This window comes from Myroides sp. N17-2, from assembly GCF_002286775.1.
In the GTDB taxonomy this organism is placed as follows: domain Bacteria; phylum Bacteroidota; class Bacteroidia; order Flavobacteriales; family Flavobacteriaceae; genus Flavobacterium.
In genome coordinates, this window is sequence record NZ_NSGJ01000023.1 from 1 (window position 1) to 18,689 (window position 18,689).

An 18,689-nucleotide genomic window follows, 5' to 3' on the forward strand; every position below is an offset into this window, starting at 1 on the left:
CCGATTTACTAGAAAAATATGTACTTTTACTCATCGTGTTTATTGTTTTGCAAGACTAAACTACGATAACTTTTTAGAAGTCAGCTTGCTGGCTTCTTTTTTTTTATCGGACAACAATGGTATCAAATCTAAAAACTCATTCTCTGTTAATATAGTTACACCTAATTTGTTTGCTTTTTCTAATTTAGAAGGTCCCATTTTATCACCTGCTACGACATAATCTGTCTTAGAAGTAATAGAACTTCCCACTTTTCCACCATGATCTTCTATAACTTGTTTTATTTCGTCACGAGACATCTTTTCAAATATACCAGAAACGACCAAAGTCTTTCCTAATAAAACATCTGATATGACAGTCGACTCTTTTTCTTCTAATACAAATTGGACACCATAATTTTTTAGCCTACCTATAATACCTTTATTCACATCACTGCTAAAGAAATCTATCACACTCTGTGCAATACGCTCTCCTATCTCATCTACCATAATCAATTCCATTAACGGAGCTACTGCTAAAGCATCAATGTTTTTATAGTGATTAGCTAATTTCTTTGCTACTGTTTCGCCTACAAAGCGAATACCTAAAGCATAAAGAACTCGCTCAAACGGAATCTGTTTAGAGGCCTCTATACCTTTAATTAAGTTATCTGCAGACTTCTCTCCCATTCGTTCTAACCCTAGAACTTGTTCTTTTCTCAATTCATACAGATCTGCATAGTTTTCTACCAACCCATTTTTGTATAATAGAACTACAGTTTCTTCACCTAGCCCATCTATATCCATCGCCTTACGCGAAATATAATGCTGTATTCTACCAGCTATCTGAGGTGGACAACCATACACATTAGAACAATAATGCTGAGCTTCTCCTTCACTTCGCTTTAATTTAGTACCACACTCAGGGCATTCTTTGATATAAACCGTACGCTCTGAATCAGCAGGTCGTGCATCGAAATTAACCCCAACAATCTTTGGAATAATCTCTCCACCTTTCTCTACATACACAGAGTCATTCACTCGAATATCAAGCTTTGCTATCTGATCTGCATTGTGAAGTGATGCTCTTTTTACTATTGTACCAGCTAATTGCACAGGTTCTAGATTTGCCACAGGCGTTATAGCTCCAGTACGTCCTACTTGATAAGAAATAGAATTTAATACTGTTTCTGCTTGTTCAGCTTTAAACTTATAGGCTATAGCCCATCTAGGTGCTTTTGATGTATATCCAAGCTCATCCTGATAATGTAATGAATTTACTTTTATCACCACACCATCTGTCTCATAAGGCAACTCATGCCTATGCACATCCCAATAAGAAATAAACTCAAATACCTCTTCAATATTCTTTGCTAACTTCGAAATGGTCGGTACTTTAAAACCCCATTCTCTAGCTTTATCTAAACTCTCATATTGAGTTGTTACTCCTAAATCACTTCCTACTACATAATATAATAAACAATCAAGAGGTCTCTTAGCTACCTCTGCACTATCTTGAAGCTTTAAACTTCCCGACGCAGTGTTTCTAGGATTAGAATAAGGCGTTTCACCTATTCCTATCAATTCTTGATTCATCTTTTCAAAACCAGCTAACGGCAATACAATCTCTCCACGGATATCAAAACTAGCAGGATAATCTCCTCTTAATTTAATAGGAACAGACTTAATCGTACGGATATTATTAGTAACATCATCTCCCTGCACTCCATCGCCTCGTGTAACAGCTCTTACAATCTCTCCATTTTCATAAGTTATACTAATCGATGCACCATCATATTTTAATTCACATGTAAACTCTACAGGAACGTCTCCTAGAACCTTCTGTACACGTTGCTCCCAATCAAGTAAATCTTCTTTAGAATACGAATTATCTAAAGAATACATACGATGACGATGTGCTACAGTATTGAAGTTCTTAGTTACTGTCCCTCCTACTCTTTGGGTAGGTGAGTTCACATCATAATATTCAGGATGTACTAATTCTAGTTGCTCTAATTCCTTTAATTTTTGATCAAAATCAAAATCTGAAATAGTAGGATTGTCTAACACATAATAATTATAATTATGGTCATTTAACTCTTTGCGGAGTAACTCTAACTGTGCTTTAATATCCATCAAACTATTATTTATAACTTAAGCATTTCTTTAAATTGGCCATATAAATGTCCCTCACTTAAGATAGCTCCTTGCTGTATTAAACTAAAAACCTCTTCATTGCGATTCTCACCGAAGTTTTTTCCTCCGTGTCTTACCTCAACATCTTCCGTGAATATCGCATCAGATAACCACTGTAGGCCTTCCTTCGTCAAAAAGTCTATATCTGCTTGCTTAGCTTTAATAACAATAGTCTTAATCTCCTTATCATCAAATCCGAATAAAAAGATATAATTCTTAGAATAATGTTCTAAATATTTAGCTGTATTTAAAACACCTTCCCAAATCAAATCAGAGAATATATCTAATTCTTGATCTGCTACTTCAGGCTTTTCCTCCTTTATCTTATCCCATTCATCTTTATCTATCTGCTGTGAAGCTAAAAAGTTAATAAACTCTGGGTGTAACTCTTCGAATTGCTCTTTAGTAAGCCTAGTGTATTTCATATTATTTATTGCATTTGGAACAAAGATAACATCTTCATCGCAATTCATATAATCTTGTAATTATTAATTCTCAACAATCTCTGCTAATGACTTCTTCTTTGAAGTTGCATATTTCAAAGGAATATAATCAGCCTCTACCACATCCATTTCATAAAAACTCATTGTTCTTAAATCGTAGATAAAAGTACCAACAGTAACAATACGATCCTCGTAATTTTCATAAACTGAAAACTGGTAATAATTACCTCTTTTTCCTGAACCATCTTCTACGGCATTAGGAGATACATCTACTCTTAACCCTACTCCTTTTCCTCCATTAGCAACAACAGCTTTATTAAATTCATCACTAAGATAGTCTTTAGCAGATGTGGTTCTAAGTGCATCTAATACTGTCTCTAAGCCATCTTTCTTTACTGTTAATCTACTCGATTCAGCCATAAGAGTAATTGCTTTCTTATTATCTACTTTTAAGATTTTTGCTGTACTTTTCAGAATAGTAGGCTCCTGCTCATACAAATTCTCCCAAGGAGCTACTGTTTCTATTGTTTTTACAGGCTCTTCTTCTACATTAGCACCATCAACTACTACTTCTTCAATAGGATTTTCTTCTGAACCAGAAGTTCCTTTTTCATCTTTACAACCAAATAAAGATAGACCAAGTACTAAAACTCCAACAAATCTTACTATTTTATTCATATCTAATCTTTTTCTTTAAATATCTACTTAAAACCTAAAATTGCACAAGATATACCTCCCTTATATTAGTCTTCAAAAGAGGTTCCTCAAGGCAACTATTATACTCTTCCAAGATACAAAAAAAGCAAAACACCCATTCGTTTATTTGGCGAAAATATATAGCAAAAAAAAGACCTCCTAAAATAGGAGGTCTTTTATATATATAATCATTTAAGACTATTCTTGTTCAGCAACTACTTCGTAAGCTACTTCAACGATTACATCACGGTGTAAACGAACGTTAGCAGTATATTTACCTAAACGTTTGATAACTCCTGAAGTGATGAATTTTCTATCAATTGTTTGACCGTTTTGAGCGAAAACTTCAGCGATATCTGCATTAGTTACAGATCCGAATAATTTCTCACCACCAGCTTTAACAGTGATTTTGATATCTAAAGCTTTTAATGCTTCTGCTATAACTTTAGCATCAGCTACAACTTTAGCTTCTTTGTGCGCTCTTTGTCTTAAGTTCTCAGCTAATACTTTTTTAGCAGATGGAGTAGCTAAGATAGCTATTCCTTGAGGGATTAAATAGTTACGTCCGTATCCTGGTTTAACAGTTACTACGTCATCTTTAAATCCTAACTTTTGAACGTCTTGTTTTAAGATAATTTCCATTGTTGATGTCCTTTTTAAAAGAAGTTAGGTTTCACGAGTGAAAACCAACAACCTTAGTTTTTTATATTATTTTAATAAATCCGCTACGTATGGCATTAAAGCTAAGTGACGTGCTCTTTTTACCGCTACAGATACTTTTCTTTGGAATTTCAAAGATGTTCCTGTTAAACGACGTGGTAAAATTTTACCTTGCTCGTTTACGAATTTTAATAAGAAATCAGCATCTTTATAGTCGATGTATTGAATTCCTGATTTTTTGAAACGACAGTACTTTTTAGTTTTGTTAGTTTCAATGTTTAAAGGCGTTAGATATCTGATATCTCCGTCTTTTTTTCCTTTTGCAGATTGCTCTATACTTGACATAACAATTAAGCTTTTTTAGATTTTAATTTCTCTCTTCTTCTCTCAGCCCAAGATACAGCATGCTTATCTAAAGCTACAGTTAAGAAACGCATAATTCTTTCGTCACGTCTGAATTCAGTCTCTAAGTTGATGATGATCTCAGCTGGTGCTGTGTATTGGAATAAATGGTAAAAACCACTTTTCTTGTGTTGGATCTCATAAGCTAATTTTTTTAAGCCCCAGTCCTCTTTAGCTACCATCTCAGCTCCTCTAGAAGTAAGAAATTCTTCAAATTTCTCTACTGTTTCCTTTATCTGTGTTTCAGATAAAACGGGATTCAAGATGAAAACAGTTTCATAATGATTCATAAATACTAAATTTTATTTGTTACAAAATTGGGTGCAAAAATACAACTTTATACATACTATCCAAAACTAATTTGTCTTTTTATAAAGTTTTAATTCATACACTTCCTTATCTCTCTATTTTCTTATCTAATAATAACTCCGCTCTTTGATACATCCCCTCTATAGATAACATATCTAAATCCGCGTGAGCTCTTAACCACTTAGCATTCAGCTCTACTAAATCTTCTTTTAAATCGTAGAAATCATCATTCTTTAGCAAATCCCTTGTAGGATTAGTTCCAAAATAATCAGACTCACAGAACGCTTCTAGTACAACATCATCTATTCCTTTCAGTACCTCAACTTGTTTAGTTAACAAAGCTAGATTAGCTACTGCTCCCATCTTTTCTAGTCCAACAGCTATTGTATCAAAAAATTCAAAATCAGCTTGTGTATTCCACACGATTTGAGAGAAATTACCATTCTTATACATTGCTAAATAATAATCTACATAATAACTTAATATTGCATCTGGATGAATCACTTCTCCCATTAGCCCTCCCTCATCTCTTATTAAATTAATAAATGAGATGTTTGAAGAGATTATATCATATCGCTCTTGGCTGTTAAATGCCTCTTCTGAGACAACTATCTTTAATTCCATATTATTTATTTTATCTCAATTCTTAAAATTCATCACTTAATAAAAATCTACATTAGCCACCACCTTTACAGAACGATACTGTCCGATAGCCTCAAAGCTTTTTAATATTCTTCTAATATTTTCTTTTGTCTTTACTAGTGGTACATTCTGAGGTATCTTAATTAAAATAACTCTGATATACTGATTGCGTATCCTATTAATAGCAGGTTCTTCTGGTCCTAAGACAGGGATGCCTAGCTGTTCTTTTAGATTGTTATACAACCAAAATGAAGACTCTTTTAATTTTTCAAACTCTTTATGTCTTAAAGTCAACTTCACTAATCTATAGAATGGTGGATATTTAAAATTATAGCGTTCATACATCTGCTCTTTATACATCCCTATATAATCATAATGAGTTACTTGCTGTATAATGTTGTGATAAGGATTAAAAGTTTGGATAACTACCTTTCCCTTTTTTTCCTTTCGACCTGCTCTACCTGCCACTTGTGTCATCATTTGATAAGCTCGCTCATGTGCTCTAAAGTCAGGGTGATAAAGACTGTTATCCGCATTCATTATCCCTACTAAATTCACATTATCAAAGTCAAATCCCTTCGCTAACATCTGCGTTCCTACTAAGACATCTATCTGTCTCGCTTGGAAAGCCTCTACTAATTTCTCGAATCCATACTTCCCACGGGTTGTATCTTGATCCATACGTGCGATACGCTTATTCGGATACAACTCCTTTAACTCTTCTTCCACCTGTTCTGTACCAAATCCCTTAGTACTTAAATCTACACTGTGACAGCGCATACATTGCTTGGGCATTGGTAATGTAAATCCACAATAGTGGCACCTCAACTCATTTTGATACTTGTGATAAGTCAAACTCACATCACAGTGTGGACATTCAGGTACAGCACCACAAGTCATACACTCAACCACAGGGGAGAACCCTCGTCTATTTTGAAACAAGATAACTTGTTCCTCTAAGGACAACGCCATATTAATCTCATCTATTAATACATCTGAGAAATGCCCTGTCATCTGCTTGCGTTTATACTTATCTTTTATATCAACTAGTACAACTTCAGGAAGAACGACATTTGTGAAACGTTTCATCAACTCCACTTTGCCATACTTACCCTGTGTCGCATTATAATATGTTTCTAAGCTTGGTGTAGCCGACCCTAATACTACCTTCGCACCATGTTGTTTGGCTAAAATAATAGCACTATCTCTTCCATGGTAACGTGGAGCAGGATCATGCTGTTTATAATTCCCCTCATGCTCTTCGTCTACAACCACTAATTGCAAATCTTGAAAGGGCAAGAACACTGATAATCTAGTACCAATAACCACCTTTGCCTTTTCTGATTTGTTTAATACCTGATCCCAAACTTCTAATCGCTCACTAGGAGAATATTTCGAATTATACACTGCTACATCATTTCCAAAATAGTTAGTCAACCTCATCACTATCTGTGTAGTCAACCCTATCTCTGGCAACAAGAACAATACTTGCCCTTCATTAGCAATGTACTTTTCGATTAACTTTATATATACCTCTGTCTTACCTGAAGCAGTTACTCCATGTAGTAAGACCACATCTTTAGTCTCTAGTGACTGTCCTATTTCCCACAGCGCTTTACTCTGTTCATCACTTAACTCTATCACATCCTGTTTCGCATCACCGAAAATCACACGATCTTGGTTTAAATAATATTCTTCGAATATTCCCTTCGTGATTAAAGCTTTTACTATAGCAGATGTAGATTCCGACTCCTCTACTAACTGCTTTACAGTAATCGGCTTCTTGTGAACCGCATGCAACTGAAAGTATTTCAAAATCATCTCTCTTTGTTTCTCAGAACGAGACACTATCTCCATCAAGTCAGCTAGACCATTATCTACTAAATATTGCTCAGCAAGCTTTACATAACGCACTTGTTTAGGCTTATACTTCTCCACCATCTCCTCTTGTAGGAAGATCATCTTTTTTTCTAAAAGCGAATTAATTACAGGAAATACCTTCTTGCGATTCAATATAGCGATAATCTCCTCCACCTTTAGGATAGACTGCACCTGAAGCGCTTCATAGATTAAATACTCTGCATCATCTAGATCATCTAGATCATCCGGACTTATCTTACTTGCCGGATTAAACTGTATCATCGTCTCACTTTCTAACAGTAGTTGTGACGGCATAGCACTCTTATACACATCCCCTATCGTACACATATAATAATCAGATAACCACTTCCACAGTACTATCTGCTTCTCTGTCACCACAGGAGTAAGGTCTATAATCTCATTGATTTCTTTCGCCTCGTAATATTCAGGTAGTCTATTGTGTTTTTCTATCACCACAGCTGTATATACTTTTGATCGACCAAAAGGAACAGCTACTCGCATACCCACCTGGATAAACTCATATTCTGCCTCACTTACTGCATAAGTAAACGTAGGATCTAACGCCAATGGAACAATAACCTCAACAAAGTAATTCATATTAACAATACTGCTTTTTAGAAATCAATAACCACAAAGATAAACTCTTTCTTTTTATCTCATCTCTTCAGTACAGCATTCGCTCTTATTTATCGCAAAATAAGGTATAGAAACATCCCACATAAGACTCTACATAGTAACCACGACACAACACCTATCAAAACATCCATAATGTTTCAGGTGGGCGTAAAGTTTTACGCCCCTACCCCCTATATTGGGTGCCTACAGTACGTGGCGTCTATATCCACAAAGAACTACTCTTTTTGTTCTAAATAATCAAAAAACGTAAAACTCTCTGAAAAAGGCTCATATTTTGAAAGTGAATAAGCAGATTCACCACTATTACATTTCAGAAAAGGATCTACTCCTAACTCTAATAATCTTGTTATATAATATCCATTATTCACTTCATCTCTCTTATAACTACCCACGGCACCTAATAGTAAATTTCCTCCATAAAAATCCACATAATAAACATCAGCCCCATTATCTATTAAATAATCAAATAGTTCACGCATATTTAATACCACAGATTGATGTAGAGGACTTCTCCTAAAAGAGCCACTAGACTGCCTAGCATTAACATCAAGACCTAAGCCTAAAAACAACCCTATAATTTCTTTAAAATTAATGGGCAAACTCTTCAGTCCATGAATATAATTAATGTAATAATGCAAAATATTATTGCCAAACTTATCATTTTCACTAATGTCATATTCCTCTAAACAAACTTTAAGCAAATCAAAGTCTTGTTGGATTACAATCTCTTTTAGTTCATATATTGTCATAACTTCATTCTATTTTTCAATTAATAAAATATCTTTATACACCTACTATAACTCCTTCAACACCCGTTCAGCAGACACCTTCATTTCTTCATCTGACAATAACTTTTCGAGTATCTCTATTTTTTCGTTTATCTCTAATGAGCGTACTAAAGAATCGAAAGCACTATATCTATTGTTTATCTCTTGTGTTTTATCAACAACAATATCTTTCACATAATCTTTTATAAACGAATAAGTCATAAAATTCACAGTCGCCATCACAGCATACTCTACTACCTCTTCATCAGAACTAGTTGTTAATACAGTATATAAACTACTTGCTATGCTGTCTTTATAACTAATCGGAATATCATATAACGCTAAAACCTTCAACACCTCTATTCTAGCCAAATAATAATCCTCTTCATTAAGTAGAATAGCATTATACAAATCCCACTTGGAATCAATATCTTTCCACTCAAGTTCTTTTATATATTCTACTTTTTCCCAATCAGATTTTGAATAATATAATTCCTCTATATTCATCATACTTCTGTATTAAAATCAAACTTTTAATCTAATATAGTGGGCGTAAAGTTTTACGCCCCTACGATTGTGTGGAGACAGAGCGTAACGTCTATGTCCACATAGTTTCATACCCCAATGCCGAAGGCACACATTCTTAATTCTTAATTGAAGTGCAGCGCCTATCTTCCATACTGTTGATAATAATCCTCAGCATACTTCTCTAATCGTTTTAACAACTTAATATTACTCTTCTCTATATCTGTCAATTCACCCTCTACATTAGCATAAAGTGGAATGTACCACTCCACAGAATCAAAGAACTGACGTGCTCCTCTGTTAGCGAATGTATAGCCATGTCGTGCATATATAGTATTTCTTATAATCTCTAAATCAAGCTTGCGCAATGTCTTAAGTTCTCTCTCAGACAAATTACGAGTAGAACCATTAATTTTATAAATCTCATCAGATGCAGCTCTGTGAATACTCTCAGCATATTCTTCACCGTCGTAATTTTTGATTTTCTCTCTATCGTTAATCCAGTCAACTGTATCACTTTCATTACCCTCTTCATCATACTCACTTAGCATCACTTTAGGATTATAACTAAAGTATTTTTTATTGATAGAGAACTTCCTAATTAACACAGGTAAATCCTTGCGGTTAGAATACCATTTACCCTCTACTTTACTCTTATCAGGTGAGATAGTAAACTTAAATATCCCATCATACTTATGATCCCCAGGTTCCTCTACTACTACATATTGACCAGCACTTGTAGTTTCTACTACCTCCCCTTCGAATGGTCTAACATTACCCGCTGACACACTATATCCCTCTACTTGACCATTGCTAATACTCTTAACAACAATACTAAACATGTTCATTCGAGAATACACGCCATTATTCTCGTGATTTATTTCATCAGCCACAAACTCCCCTGACCAAAGGCCGTAGTTATTCCCAAAATCAGGTACATCAGACATCGCAGAAACTTCCTCTGTCGCAGGCACTTCATCATCATACGTTTCTAAAGTCACTGGCTTATCCTTTTTACAAGACGCCAATAGCACTAATGCTATCACTATTAAACTAAACTTTCTCATTTCTTTTTTTTCTATAAATTAAATATTCTATTATTAATAAGTTGAGTACCCATCCAAGCCAAGCCACTACGATATATACCTCTAATGGTCTAGGCTGAAACAGATATACGAATATCACCTTCCACATACGTAAAGTAACAGCAGACATACCTAGCGCATAGCTTCGCCACATATCATACTGATGTCCTATCTTGTCTCCTTTTAAAACTCTCCTAATACTTCTAATGGTATAGAACATCCATAATATCCCTAACATGATAAAAGCTATCTGTGCTAACAGTCCTCCATTAGCATAATACCCGATATACAATCCTGATGGAGCAGAGAAGAATAACAATATTACTACATAAACATACCCTAATCGCTTATGCCATTTCATCGAATAGAACTTCCAATCAGGAAATACCTGAAAGAAACCTATCAACAGAACAAAAATGGACGATATCACATGTATATAAAATATACCTAAATAGGGCGCCAATCCTTCTACTTCCTCTTGTTTGATAGACAGAAATGCAACATCACTACTTATCGGAAAATAAGCTAATGTAATCTGTACCATCAACACAAAAAAATAGAGCCAACTACAGATGATCACACCACGCCCAATCCCAGACACTACACTTTTCAACACTTTAACATTATATCAGTAATTTACGCAAATTTAAAACATTTTTAACAATAAAAACAGATTACCTTTCTTAGGAATTAAAAATTAAGAGTCATTAGCCCTACAGGCTTTTACCTGTAATATCTCCACACAGTATCCATCTATATTTTTGAATGCTCCGCACGGATTACAAATCCGCGCGAACTACACTTGTAAAGATTATTTATCCTTCAGAAGCCTACAATGAAACTCCACACAGTAACCACAATGCTTGCGCTGTCGCGGATTTGAAATCCGTGACATCTATATCCACAACACTTGCGTTAAGAAAGCATTTAGACTAAAAAAAACAACCCACACTTTTCTATTTTCACTACCTAAAAAGTTTCTAAAACAACCCTATTTACCAATTACTTCAATAATTCCTCACCTTTTTTAAGTCAAAACAGTCTTTTATAAAAGAATTTCAAAAAAAGTGCTACACTTTTTTTTCTATAAAAGCCAATAAACACCTAAAATAAAAAAATTAATCTATAAACTACATATCCTGTTAACACCTGTGTTTATCATACTTTATACTAACTTCTTAAGCACTTCTTCAACATTACTACAAGAATGCTCTATAAAAACGGCTCTTTGTTGAAGAACTCTTGAATAGATCTTGTCGCATTCTTGAAGAGCTAAACACATAAATATTTTTTTGAGATCTTCTGTATGGGCACAAAAAAAAGGCCACTAACTTGCGTTAATGACCTTGTATTTTAAGTCTTAATTCTTCTAATTCTTTTAAACGATGTTTAAAAATCTAACTTTAGACTACTGTCTATTGTTTTTGCCAAGTCTGTGTTCTCCCTAATAATGATATTCCTACGTAACCTCTTACATCCAGTTTATCTGTTCCATTTAGCTTCACAGTACATTTATACTCTTTTCCGCTTTCAGGATCAGTAATTTTACCTCCAGAATACTCATTACCTTTTTTTTCTAAATCTTTAATAATTACAAGTCCTACGATAGGTTTTCCTTTATCAGTACCTGTACAGTTATCACATTTAGGATCTGCTTTAGAAGGGTTTAATAATTTGGTTACTTTTCCATAATATTTACCACCTTTCTCATAGATCTCTATGATAGATTTCTCCTTGCCAGTGTTGTCATCTATGGTTTTCCACTTGCCTACGATGCTCTGAGCTTGAGCTGATATTGATACTGTTAATACAAGTACCAGTGCTGTTAAAAAATTCTTCATGGTTTCGGGTTATTTTAATCGTTATGATTCAAATATACCTATTTTTTTGACTTTAATTTATTTATAGCCAAATTTAATTCAAAACCTAACAATAGAATCATACAGTTAATCCACAGATAGAACATCACTACTAATAATGTCCCGATAGATCCATATAGCTCATTATACCTAGCGAATCTCAATACATATACCCCAAATAGGTAAGAGGTTAAAATATATAGTATCGTAGTAAATACCGACCCGATAGAGATAAACGACATCTGCTTAGTTTGTTTGGCTCCGAATTTATATAATACCGAAGTAGTAGTCAATACCACTAATAATAAAAAGATACTTCTAGACCACTGTATAAGTAAAGAATTAAGATTAAACTTATACATAAACACCTCTAGGGTAACAAAGAAAGCTACTGAGAAAATCACTAGGATAGCTAGACAAACGGATAGTACAAGTGCGACTAAATACTGACGAACAATATTACGTGAGACAATGATGTGATAAGAAGATTCAAATCCTCCAATAATCGCAAACACACCATTAGTCATTAAGAAGATTGACAACAAAAAACCTGAAGATAACAATGACCGATAACTGTTATTCATAATATCTGTCAGAATAGACTCTACGGCATCAAAGGTAGTTGGCGGTACTGAACTCGCAATGAATTGCATAAAATCTACCTGAAAATTATCTATAGGTATATAAGGGATAAGGTTAAGTATAAATAAAGCAAAGGGAAATAAAGCCATAAAAAAGCTGAAAGCAATAGATCCTGCTCGATAGGAGAATGCTCCTTTTATAATACCTAATACATACAACTCTATTAAATCATAAAGAGAATACCCCTCTAATACCTTAAACCGAACACACTTTAGCGACCGGACTATAGTATTAAGGATAGGTATCCTATCTATTCTTTCTTCTATTTCCTTCGACATTACGCCACTTTTCTATTGTTAGACTATTTTTCTACTCTGATATACTAGCATATTATTTTAGTAGTACTTCTTTTTCTATGCCTACTATTAACTATAATACAGCCTTTAAGCTTAAGTCCATATTATACACTGAGTGTGTCAATGCACCAGAAGAGATATAATCTACACCACACAAGGCATACTCGCGTGCTGTAGTTTCATTGATATTACCTGATGACTCAGTTTGACATTGGTCTCCGATAAGCGCAACAGCTTCACGGGTCATTGCATAATCAAAGTTATCCAATAAGATACGATGTACATTATCACACGCTAGAATCTGTTTAACCTCGTCAATATCTCTTGCTTCTACGATAATCTTAAGATCTCTATTATTATCTTTTAGATATTGGTTTGTTTTTTCAATAGCTTGTTTGATTCCACCAGCAAAATCAATATGATTATCTTTCAACATAATCATATCATACAACGCAAATCTATGGTTCTCACCACCTGCTATCTTCACAGCCCACTTTTCTATCGCACGGATACCCGGAGTAGTCTTACGAGTATCTAATATCTTAGCTCCTGTACCTTCAAGTAAATCTACAAATACGCGTGTCTTCGTAGCAATAGCACTCATACGCTGCATCGCATTAAGCATTAAGCGCTCAGCCTTTAATATAGACTGTGACGAACCTGATACATATAAAACGATATCGCCAACCTTAACTTTAGCACCATCATTAATACACACTTCTACTACTAATGTAGGATCTACATAATCTAATACCATCTTAGCAAACTCCACTCCTGCTATATACCCATCCTCTTTTACTAGTAATTTTGCTTTACCTGTAGCAGTAGCAGGTATACACGCTAATGAACTATGATCACCATCTCCTACATCTTCTCGTATAGCATTCTTAATAATTATATCTAGTTCTGCTTTAAATTGTGTTTCTGAAATCATATCTAAAAAAATTTGCGATGCTAAATTAAGAAATGTTTTACCAAGTCTCATTATAGAACATCGCAAACTATGTGTACTAGGGTATAAACTATCCTATATTAATACCTAACATTTTATAAAATTCTCTAAGGATATCAGGGTGTCCAGGCCATGCTGGCGAAGTAACTAAATTACCATCTACGACAGCCTTATCCACAGCCACTTCTTTATATATACCACCTGCTACAGTCACATCTGGTCCAACAGCCGGATATGCTGTAAGTGTTCTACCTTCTAAAACACCTGCAGGAGTTAAAACCTGTATTCCGTGGCAAATAGCCGCTACAGGTAAATTCTTCTCAAAAAAGTACTTTACAAAGTCTATTACTTTACTATTTAAACGGATATATTCTGAAGAACGACCTCCACAGATATATAATCCATCATAGTCTGCTATTCTAACTTCGTCAAAAGACTTGTTTATCACAAAGTTATGTCCTCTTAACTCTGCATACGTCTGATATCCTACGAAGTCGTGTACTGCTGTGGCGATAACTTCATTCTTACTCTTTCCCGGGCATACCACATCTACTTTCACACCTACCGATAACAATGCCTGATAAGGTACCATCACTTCATAATCTTCTACGAAGTCCCCTGCTAACATTAAAACTGATTTTGCCATATATCTTTATTTTAAATTAAATATTCTTCTAATATACTCATTTATCACTGCTTTATATAAGTCTTTTTAAAAAATTCATTATAAAAGATAGCTACACTCATACTTTTTAGTAATTTTAAACAAAATAGAAAACAACTTTAAAATAAATAGCCCTATGAAAACAAAAATTGCATTACTAGCCCTTGCACTAACATCATTAGTTAGTTGTAATCAAAAAGTAGATCCTACTCAGGACATCAAATTCAAAGATCTCTATACTATAGAAGTACCCGGCGCATTCGCTCCTATGCAAGAATTATATCCTAATGCTGATTTACAATATGGTAATACATTTATACCAATTTATCTAGTAACAACTCACCAAGATAAAAAGGAGACTGCTAACTTCGAGGAGTATGTAACTAAAAGTCTTGCTAGTTATAATAAAAGGGAAAACTATGAGATCATTAGTCAAGAAGACATACGCATTAATGGTATTGCTGGTAAGCGATATGAAATCCTAATGTCACAAGAGAAAGATATGATGTACATGATACAAGTAATGTTAGATGGAAAAAAAGCTAACTATCAATATATTACTTGGACTACAGGAGCTAATAAACAAGTACAAAAAGACAATTTCCTAAACATCTTAGCAACCTTTAAAGAACAATAATAATTTAACAAAATTTAAGCATTGCCAAATTCATAATGATATTATTTGTTGTATCTTTATAGTACTCAAAATGAGTGCTTAAAAGCACTAAATAGTTAAATACAAAATATTTAAAATAATTATGAAAAAATTAAACTTAGCTTTAGCTGTATTAGCAACAAGTACAATGTTATTCTCATGTGGTGAGAAAAAAGCAGATACTACAACTACACCAACAGAAACTCCTGCTGAGACTCCTGCAGCTCCAGAAGAAGTAACTGGTGTACAAATCAGTATCAATGCTGGTGATGATATGAAGTTTGACCAAAATGAAATTAAAGTTCCTGTAGGAGAAAAAGTAACTTTAACATTCAAACATACTGGTAAAATGGCTAAAGAAGTGATGGGACATAACTGGGTATTATTAAAACCAGGTACAGATATGGCTGCATTCGCTGATGATGCTTCTAAAGCTGCTGATACTGATTATATCCCTGCTAAAGATGCAGATAAAATCGTAGTTCATACTAAAACTTTAGGTGGTGGACAATCAGAAACTATTACATTCACAATCACTGAGGCTGGTACTTATGATTTCTTATGTACTTTCCCTGCTCACTTCGCTTTAATGCAAGGTAAGTTGATTGCTGAATAGTCAAATCTTAAATTTACTATAAATGAGGAGTTGTTCAATGAACAACTCCTTTTTTATTTCCCTTTGAACTATTCATTGATCAAGTAAGTAATCATTTATTCACTTTTAACTTAGCTAACTCAGATAATCTCTACTATACTAACTTAGCCTTTTACACAACAAAAAAGCCTAATAAATGTTAAATTTGATTGATTTAGCCCATTTATCCTCAAAATCAGTAGTCATATTTTTCTGACTAATTGGTTATTCGTAATTTACGATGTATATTTGTTTCAACAAATTAGCATATAAAATGAAAAAAATTGTATTATCATTAGCTGTAATAGCTACATTAACTCTTGCATCTTGTGGAAACAAAACTGCAGATACAACTACAACTGAACAAGAAGTAACTGCTCCTGCAACTGATGCAGTAGCTTACAAAGTTGCAACTGCTGAATCAAAAATTGACTGGGTTGGAGGTAAAGTATCAGGAGATAATCACACTGGAACAATTAATGTATCAGAAGGTGAAGTGTTCGTAAAAGACGGAAAAGTTACTAATGGTAAATTTGTAATTGACATGAACTCTATCGTAGTTACTGATATTACTGATGCAGAAATGAAAGCTGGTTTAGAAGGTCACTTAAAAGGATCTACTGAAGAAAAAGCTGATCACTTCTTTAATGTATCTAAATTCCCTACAGGAGCTTTCGAATTAACTTCTGTTACTGAAGAAAACGGTAAACAAGTAGTTACAGGAAACTTAACTTTAAAAGATGTAACTAATTCTATTTCATTCCCAGCAGTTATCACTGTTGCTGATGCAGACGTAACAATCGCATCAGATGAATTCGAAATTGACAGAACTAAATGGGGAGTTAACTTTAACTCAGGTTCAGTTATCAAAGATTTAGCTGGAGATAAAATCATCAACGATAATATCAAAATCAAAATCTCTGTTAAAGCTACTAAATAGTTTTTTCTAGCATATAATCAGGAGCTACTCTTACGAGTAGCTCCTTTTTTTTGCTCATTAAAATATTAAAGCCGTAACTTTGAGGTATAAACCTAGAATCAGCTTTAGCCAAATACGACAAAGTAATTCGACTTTATATCTCTTTTATTAGCTCTAAAACCATACTACAGTATGCTTCAACTACTAATACAGACCTATTTCGTATAATTCCTTTTTGTTTATCTGTCTATCCCTTATTCCGGAATAATAGGAAATAGAAATATCATGAAGCATTTTGACATAATTATAATTGGAGGTGGACCTATAGGGATCGCTTGTGGCTTAGAAGCTAAAAACAAAGGATTATCTTATCTAATCATCGAGAAAGGATGTCTAGTAAACTCTCTATACCACTACCCTGTCAATATGCAATTCTTCTCCTCTTCTGAACTATTAGAGCTAGATAACATACCTTTTATTAGTAAGGAGAATAAACCACGTCGAAGTGAAGCGTTAGAATACTACCGTAGAGTAACAACAACTAATACACTAAATATTCACTTGTTTGAAACGGTACTAAGTAGCACTAAGAACAATGAGGGGTTATTTGAAGTAAATACTTCTAAAGACAACTATACAGCAAAAGATGTTATTATTGCTACAGGATTCTATGACATCCCTAATCCACTAAACATTCCTGGTGAAAACCTAACTAAGGTATCACACTACTATACAGATCCGCATTACTATGCAGGTATGGATGTAGTGGTAGTAGGAGCAAGTAATTCGTCTGTAGATGCAGCATTAGAATGTTACCGAAAAGGAGCAAATGTAACTATGGTCATTAGAGATAAAGAAATAAGCTCTCATGTCAAATATTGGGTTAAACCTGATATAGAAAACAGGATAGCAGAAGGTAGTATCACTGCGCTATTTAACAGTAGTATTACAGAAATAACAGATAACACCATTATAATCAAGGGTAATAATGAAGAAATGACAATAAAAAACGACTTTGTCCTTGCACTTACGGGATATCGTCCTAACTTTGTCTTTTTAGAACAATTAGGAGTAACTATTTCTACAGATGAGAATCGTACTCCTACTTACAATACAGAAACTATGGAAACAAATGTGTCGAACTTATATTTAGCAGGTGTAGTATGCGGTGGTTTAAACACGCACACTTGGTTTATTGAGAACTCTAGAATTCACGCTGTTACCATTCTTAACCACATTTTCTCTAAATATCGATATCGTCGATTTTAGGACTTACATTCCTTACACACCCCTTTAGCTACTACGTCTATATCATCCAATTGAAAACCTTCTGGTATTTCTATTTTCGGAATAGACACTTGTGTTAGACATATTGTCTTTTTACAATTACTACACACAAAATGTAGATGAGTATCGTGATGATGACTTTCATCACATTCCTTAGCACATAATGCATATTGAGTCACATTATTAGTCGTAATACTATGAAGCAACCCTTTGCTTTCAAATGTCTTTACTGTTCTATATAATGTCACTCTATCAGATTGATCAAAACTTGCTTCAATATCAGCAAGTGATACTGCTCCCTTTTGTTGTTTTAAAAACTTCAATACTAATAGGCGCATTGCAGTAGGGTTAATCTTTTTGGCTTGTAATTCTTGTTCTAAACTAAGGGTACTCATATTCTCTCATTTTGTCTATAAACAAAGATAAGCAATGTTTACTTATCCTGTAGTTTCCTGTAATCAGTTTATAGTTAACATTAAATTGGCTTAAAAACAATTAAAATATTTTATCACAAATAAACATATTTGATTGTTATAGTAATAAATAAAAACATATATTTATTT

21 protein-coding genes are annotated in these 18,689 nt (G+C 33.9%); 4 read left to right on the forward strand and 17 right to left on the reverse strand.

The annotated features are described in order from the left end of the window. Positions 1–60 precede the first annotated feature (60 nt). The 16 genes from ligA to CF599_RS10640 all read right to left on the reverse strand — a co-directional run bounded on the left by ligA (position 61) and on the right by CF599_RS10640 (position 14,613). Positions 61–2,112, reverse strand: a complete 2,052-nt coding sequence (gene ligA, locus CF599_RS10565) for an NAD-dependent DNA ligase LigA (protein WP_121966002.1) — start codon at positions 2,110–2,112, stop codon at positions 61–63. Positions 2,113–2,123: 11 nt separating this feature from the next. Further along, a complete protein-coding gene (locus CF599_RS10570; protein WP_121966067.1) occupies positions 2,124–2,597 on the reverse strand; it encodes a DUF6495 family protein in 474 nt (157 codons plus the stop codon). Between the two features lie 63 nt (positions 2,598–2,660). Next, positions 2,661–3,293, reverse strand: coding sequence for a hypothetical protein (locus CF599_RS10575; protein ID WP_121966003.1), 633 nt, complete (start codon positions 3,291–3,293; stop codon positions 2,661–2,663). A gap of 216 nt (positions 3,294–3,509) precedes the next feature. Then, positions 3,510–3,953, reverse strand: coding sequence for a 50S ribosomal protein L9 (rplI, locus tag CF599_RS10580; RefSeq protein ID WP_121966004.1), 444 nt, complete (start codon positions 3,951–3,953; stop codon positions 3,510–3,512). Between the two features lie 66 nt (positions 3,954–4,019). After that, positions 4,020–4,316 carry a 30S ribosomal protein S18 gene (gene rpsR / locus CF599_RS10585; protein WP_010256901.1) on the reverse strand — a complete coding sequence of 99 codons (297 nt, stop codon included), beginning with the start codon at positions 4,314–4,316 and terminating at the stop codon, positions 4,020–4,022. Between the two features lie 5 nt (positions 4,317–4,321). Next, the gene (rpsF, locus tag CF599_RS10590) at positions 4,322–4,663 is read right to left on the reverse strand and encodes a 30S ribosomal protein S6 (protein WP_121966005.1); all 342 of its coding nucleotides are present in this window, start codon (positions 4,661–4,663) and stop codon (positions 4,322–4,324) included. A 106-nt stretch (positions 4,664–4,769) separates the two neighbouring features. Next, positions 4,770–5,306: a DUF4375 domain-containing protein gene (locus tag CF599_RS10595; protein WP_121966006.1), complete on the reverse strand. Its 537-nt coding sequence runs from the start codon at positions 5,304–5,306 to the stop codon at positions 4,770–4,772. 36 nt (positions 5,307–5,342) lie between these two features. Further along, a complete protein-coding gene (gene priA / locus CF599_RS10600; protein WP_121966007.1) occupies positions 5,343–7,802 on the reverse strand; it encodes a primosomal protein N' in 2,460 nt (819 codons plus the stop codon). 254 nt (positions 7,803–8,056) lie between these two features. Continuing rightward, positions 8,057–8,590 carry an ankyrin repeat domain-containing protein gene (locus CF599_RS10605; RefSeq protein WP_121966008.1) on the reverse strand — a complete coding sequence of 178 codons (534 nt, stop codon included), beginning with the start codon at positions 8,588–8,590 and terminating at the stop codon, positions 8,057–8,059. Positions 8,591–8,635: 45 nt separating this feature from the next. Then, positions 8,636–9,118 (reverse strand): hypothetical protein, encoded by a 483-nt coding sequence (locus tag CF599_RS10610; protein WP_143824816.1) that lies wholly within the window; start codon positions 9,116–9,118, stop codon positions 8,636–8,638. Positions 9,119–9,276: 158 nt separating this feature from the next. Next, entirely contained in the window at positions 9,277–10,200 is a 924-nt protein-coding gene (locus CF599_RS10615) for a YARHG domain-containing protein (protein WP_121966010.1), read from the reverse strand. Then, the gene (locus CF599_RS10620; protein ID WP_121966011.1) at positions 10,187–10,762 is read right to left on the reverse strand and encodes a DUF2306 domain-containing protein; all 576 of its coding nucleotides are present in this window, start codon (positions 10,760–10,762) and stop codon (positions 10,187–10,189) included. The genes CF599_RS10615 and CF599_RS10620 overlap by 14 nt, the downstream gene beginning before the upstream one ends. Positions 10,763–11,633: 871 nt before the next feature. Further along, positions 11,634–12,059, reverse strand: a complete 426-nt coding sequence (locus CF599_RS10625; RefSeq protein WP_121966012.1) for a DUF2147 domain-containing protein — start codon at positions 12,057–12,059, stop codon at positions 11,634–11,636. A gap of 38 nt (positions 12,060–12,097) precedes the next feature. Then, entirely contained in the window at positions 12,098–12,997 is a 900-nt protein-coding gene (locus tag CF599_RS10630; protein ID WP_121966013.1) for a YihY/virulence factor BrkB family protein, read from the reverse strand. A 91-nt stretch (positions 12,998–13,088) separates the two neighbouring features. Beyond that, positions 13,089–13,949 (reverse strand): carboxylating nicotinate-nucleotide diphosphorylase, encoded by an 861-nt coding sequence (gene nadC / locus CF599_RS10635; RefSeq protein WP_121966068.1) that lies wholly within the window; start codon positions 13,947–13,949, stop codon positions 13,089–13,091. Positions 13,950–14,037: 88 nt separating this feature from the next. Next, on the reverse strand, positions 14,038–14,613 hold the full coding sequence (locus CF599_RS10640; RefSeq protein ID WP_121966014.1) for a DJ-1/PfpI family protein: 576 nt from the start codon (positions 14,611–14,613) through the stop codon (positions 14,038–14,040). Between the two features lie 154 nt (positions 14,614–14,767). Between CF599_RS10640 and CF599_RS10645 the strand changes: the two genes are divergently transcribed. From CF599_RS10645 to CF599_RS10660, 4 genes are all read left to right on the forward strand, one after another. Continuing rightward, a complete protein-coding gene (locus CF599_RS10645) occupies positions 14,768–15,268 on the forward strand; it encodes a hypothetical protein (RefSeq protein ID WP_121966015.1) in 501 nt (166 codons plus the stop codon). A 121-nt stretch (positions 15,269–15,389) separates the two neighbouring features. Further along, complete coding sequence (azu, locus tag CF599_RS10650; protein WP_121966016.1) at positions 15,390–15,902, forward strand: azurin; 513 nt, start codon at positions 15,390–15,392, stop codon at positions 15,900–15,902. Between the two features lie 292 nt (positions 15,903–16,194). Further along, the gene (locus CF599_RS10655) at positions 16,195–16,860 is read left to right on the forward strand and encodes a YceI family protein (RefSeq protein WP_121966017.1); all 666 of its coding nucleotides are present in this window, start codon (positions 16,195–16,197) and stop codon (positions 16,858–16,860) included. Positions 16,861–17,124: 264 nt separating this feature from the next. Then, on the forward strand, positions 17,125–18,108 hold the full coding sequence (locus CF599_RS10660; RefSeq protein WP_121966018.1) for a YpdA family putative bacillithiol disulfide reductase: 984 nt from the start codon (positions 17,125–17,127) through the stop codon (positions 18,106–18,108). Here CF599_RS10660 and CF599_RS10665 read toward each other — a convergent pair. Further along, entirely contained in the window at positions 18,105–18,521 is a 417-nt protein-coding gene (locus CF599_RS10665) for a Fur family transcriptional regulator (RefSeq protein ID WP_121966019.1), read from the reverse strand. The two genes, CF599_RS10660 and CF599_RS10665, sit on opposite strands and share 4 nt — an antisense overlap. Between the last annotated feature and the right edge of the window lie 168 nt (positions 18,522–18,689).

What these genes read in the sequence shown, in the direction of transcription:
- CF599_RS10645 (WP_121966015.1), top strand. Translation starts at nt 14,768, where the DNA reads ATGAAAACAAAAATTGCATTACTAGCCCTTGCACTAACATCATTAGTT.
- azu (WP_121966016.1), top strand. Translation starts at nt 15,390, where the DNA reads ATGAAAAAATTAAACTTAGCTTTAGCTGTATTAGCAACAAGTACAATG.
- priA (WP_121966007.1), bottom strand. Translation starts at nt 7,802, where the DNA reads ATGAATTACTTTGTTGAGGTTATTGTTCCATTGGCGTTAGATCCTACG.
- CF599_RS10620 (WP_121966011.1), bottom strand. Translation starts at nt 10,762, where the DNA reads ATGGTACAGATTACATTAGCTTATTTTCCGATAAGTAGTGATGTTGCA.
- CF599_RS10630 (WP_121966013.1), bottom strand. Translation starts at nt 12,997, where the DNA reads ATGTCGAAGGAAATAGAAGAAAGAATAGATAGGATACCTATCCTTAAT.
- rpsR (WP_010256901.1), bottom strand. Translation starts at nt 4,316, where the DNA reads ATGTCAAGTATAGAGCAATCTGCAAAAGGAAAAAAAGACGGAGATATC.
- CF599_RS10660 (WP_121966018.1), top strand. Translation starts at nt 17,125, where the DNA reads ATGAAGCATTTTGACATAATTATAATTGGAGGTGGACCTATAGGGATC.
- CF599_RS10665 (WP_121966019.1), bottom strand. Translation starts at nt 18,521, where the DNA reads ATGAGTACCCTTAGTTTAGAACAAGAATTACAAGCCAAAAAGATTAAC.
- CF599_RS10570 (WP_121966067.1), bottom strand. Translation starts at nt 2,597, where the DNA reads ATGAAATACACTAGGCTTACTAAAGAGCAATTCGAAGAGTTACACCCA.
- CF599_RS10605 (WP_121966008.1), bottom strand. Translation starts at nt 8,590, where the DNA reads ATGACAATATATGAACTAAAAGAGATTGTAATCCAACAAGACTTTGAT.
- CF599_RS10595 (WP_121966006.1), bottom strand. Translation starts at nt 5,306, where the DNA reads ATGGAATTAAAGATAGTTGTCTCAGAAGAGGCATTTAACAGCCAAGAG.
- CF599_RS10575 (WP_121966003.1), bottom strand. Translation starts at nt 3,293, where the DNA reads ATGAATAAAATAGTAAGATTTGTTGGAGTTTTAGTACTTGGTCTATCT.
- CF599_RS10625 (WP_121966012.1), bottom strand. Translation starts at nt 12,059, where the DNA reads ATGAAGAATTTTTTAACAGCACTGGTACTTGTATTAACAGTATCAATA.
- CF599_RS10615 (WP_121966010.1), bottom strand. Translation starts at nt 10,200, where the DNA reads ATGAGAAAGTTTAGTTTAATAGTGATAGCATTAGTGCTATTGGCGTCT.
- ligA (WP_121966002.1), bottom strand. Translation starts at nt 2,112, where the DNA reads ATGGATATTAAAGCACAGTTAGAGTTACTCCGCAAAGAGTTAAATGAC.
- CF599_RS10640 (WP_121966014.1), bottom strand. Translation starts at nt 14,613, where the DNA reads ATGGCAAAATCAGTTTTAATGTTAGCAGGGGACTTCGTAGAAGATTAT.
- nadC (WP_121966068.1), bottom strand. Translation starts at nt 13,949, where the DNA reads ATGATTTCAGAAACACAATTTAAAGCAGAACTAGATATAATTATTAAG.
- CF599_RS10655 (WP_121966017.1), top strand. Translation starts at nt 16,195, where the DNA reads ATGAAAAAAATTGTATTATCATTAGCTGTAATAGCTACATTAACTCTT.
- rplI (WP_121966004.1), bottom strand. Translation starts at nt 3,953, where the DNA reads ATGGAAATTATCTTAAAACAAGACGTTCAAAAGTTAGGATTTAAAGAT.
- rpsF (WP_121966005.1), bottom strand. Translation starts at nt 4,663, where the DNA reads ATGAATCATTATGAAACTGTTTTCATCTTGAATCCCGTTTTATCTGAA.
- CF599_RS10610 (WP_143824816.1), bottom strand. Translation starts at nt 9,118, where the DNA reads ATGATGAATATAGAGGAATTATATTATTCAAAATCTGATTGGGAAAAA.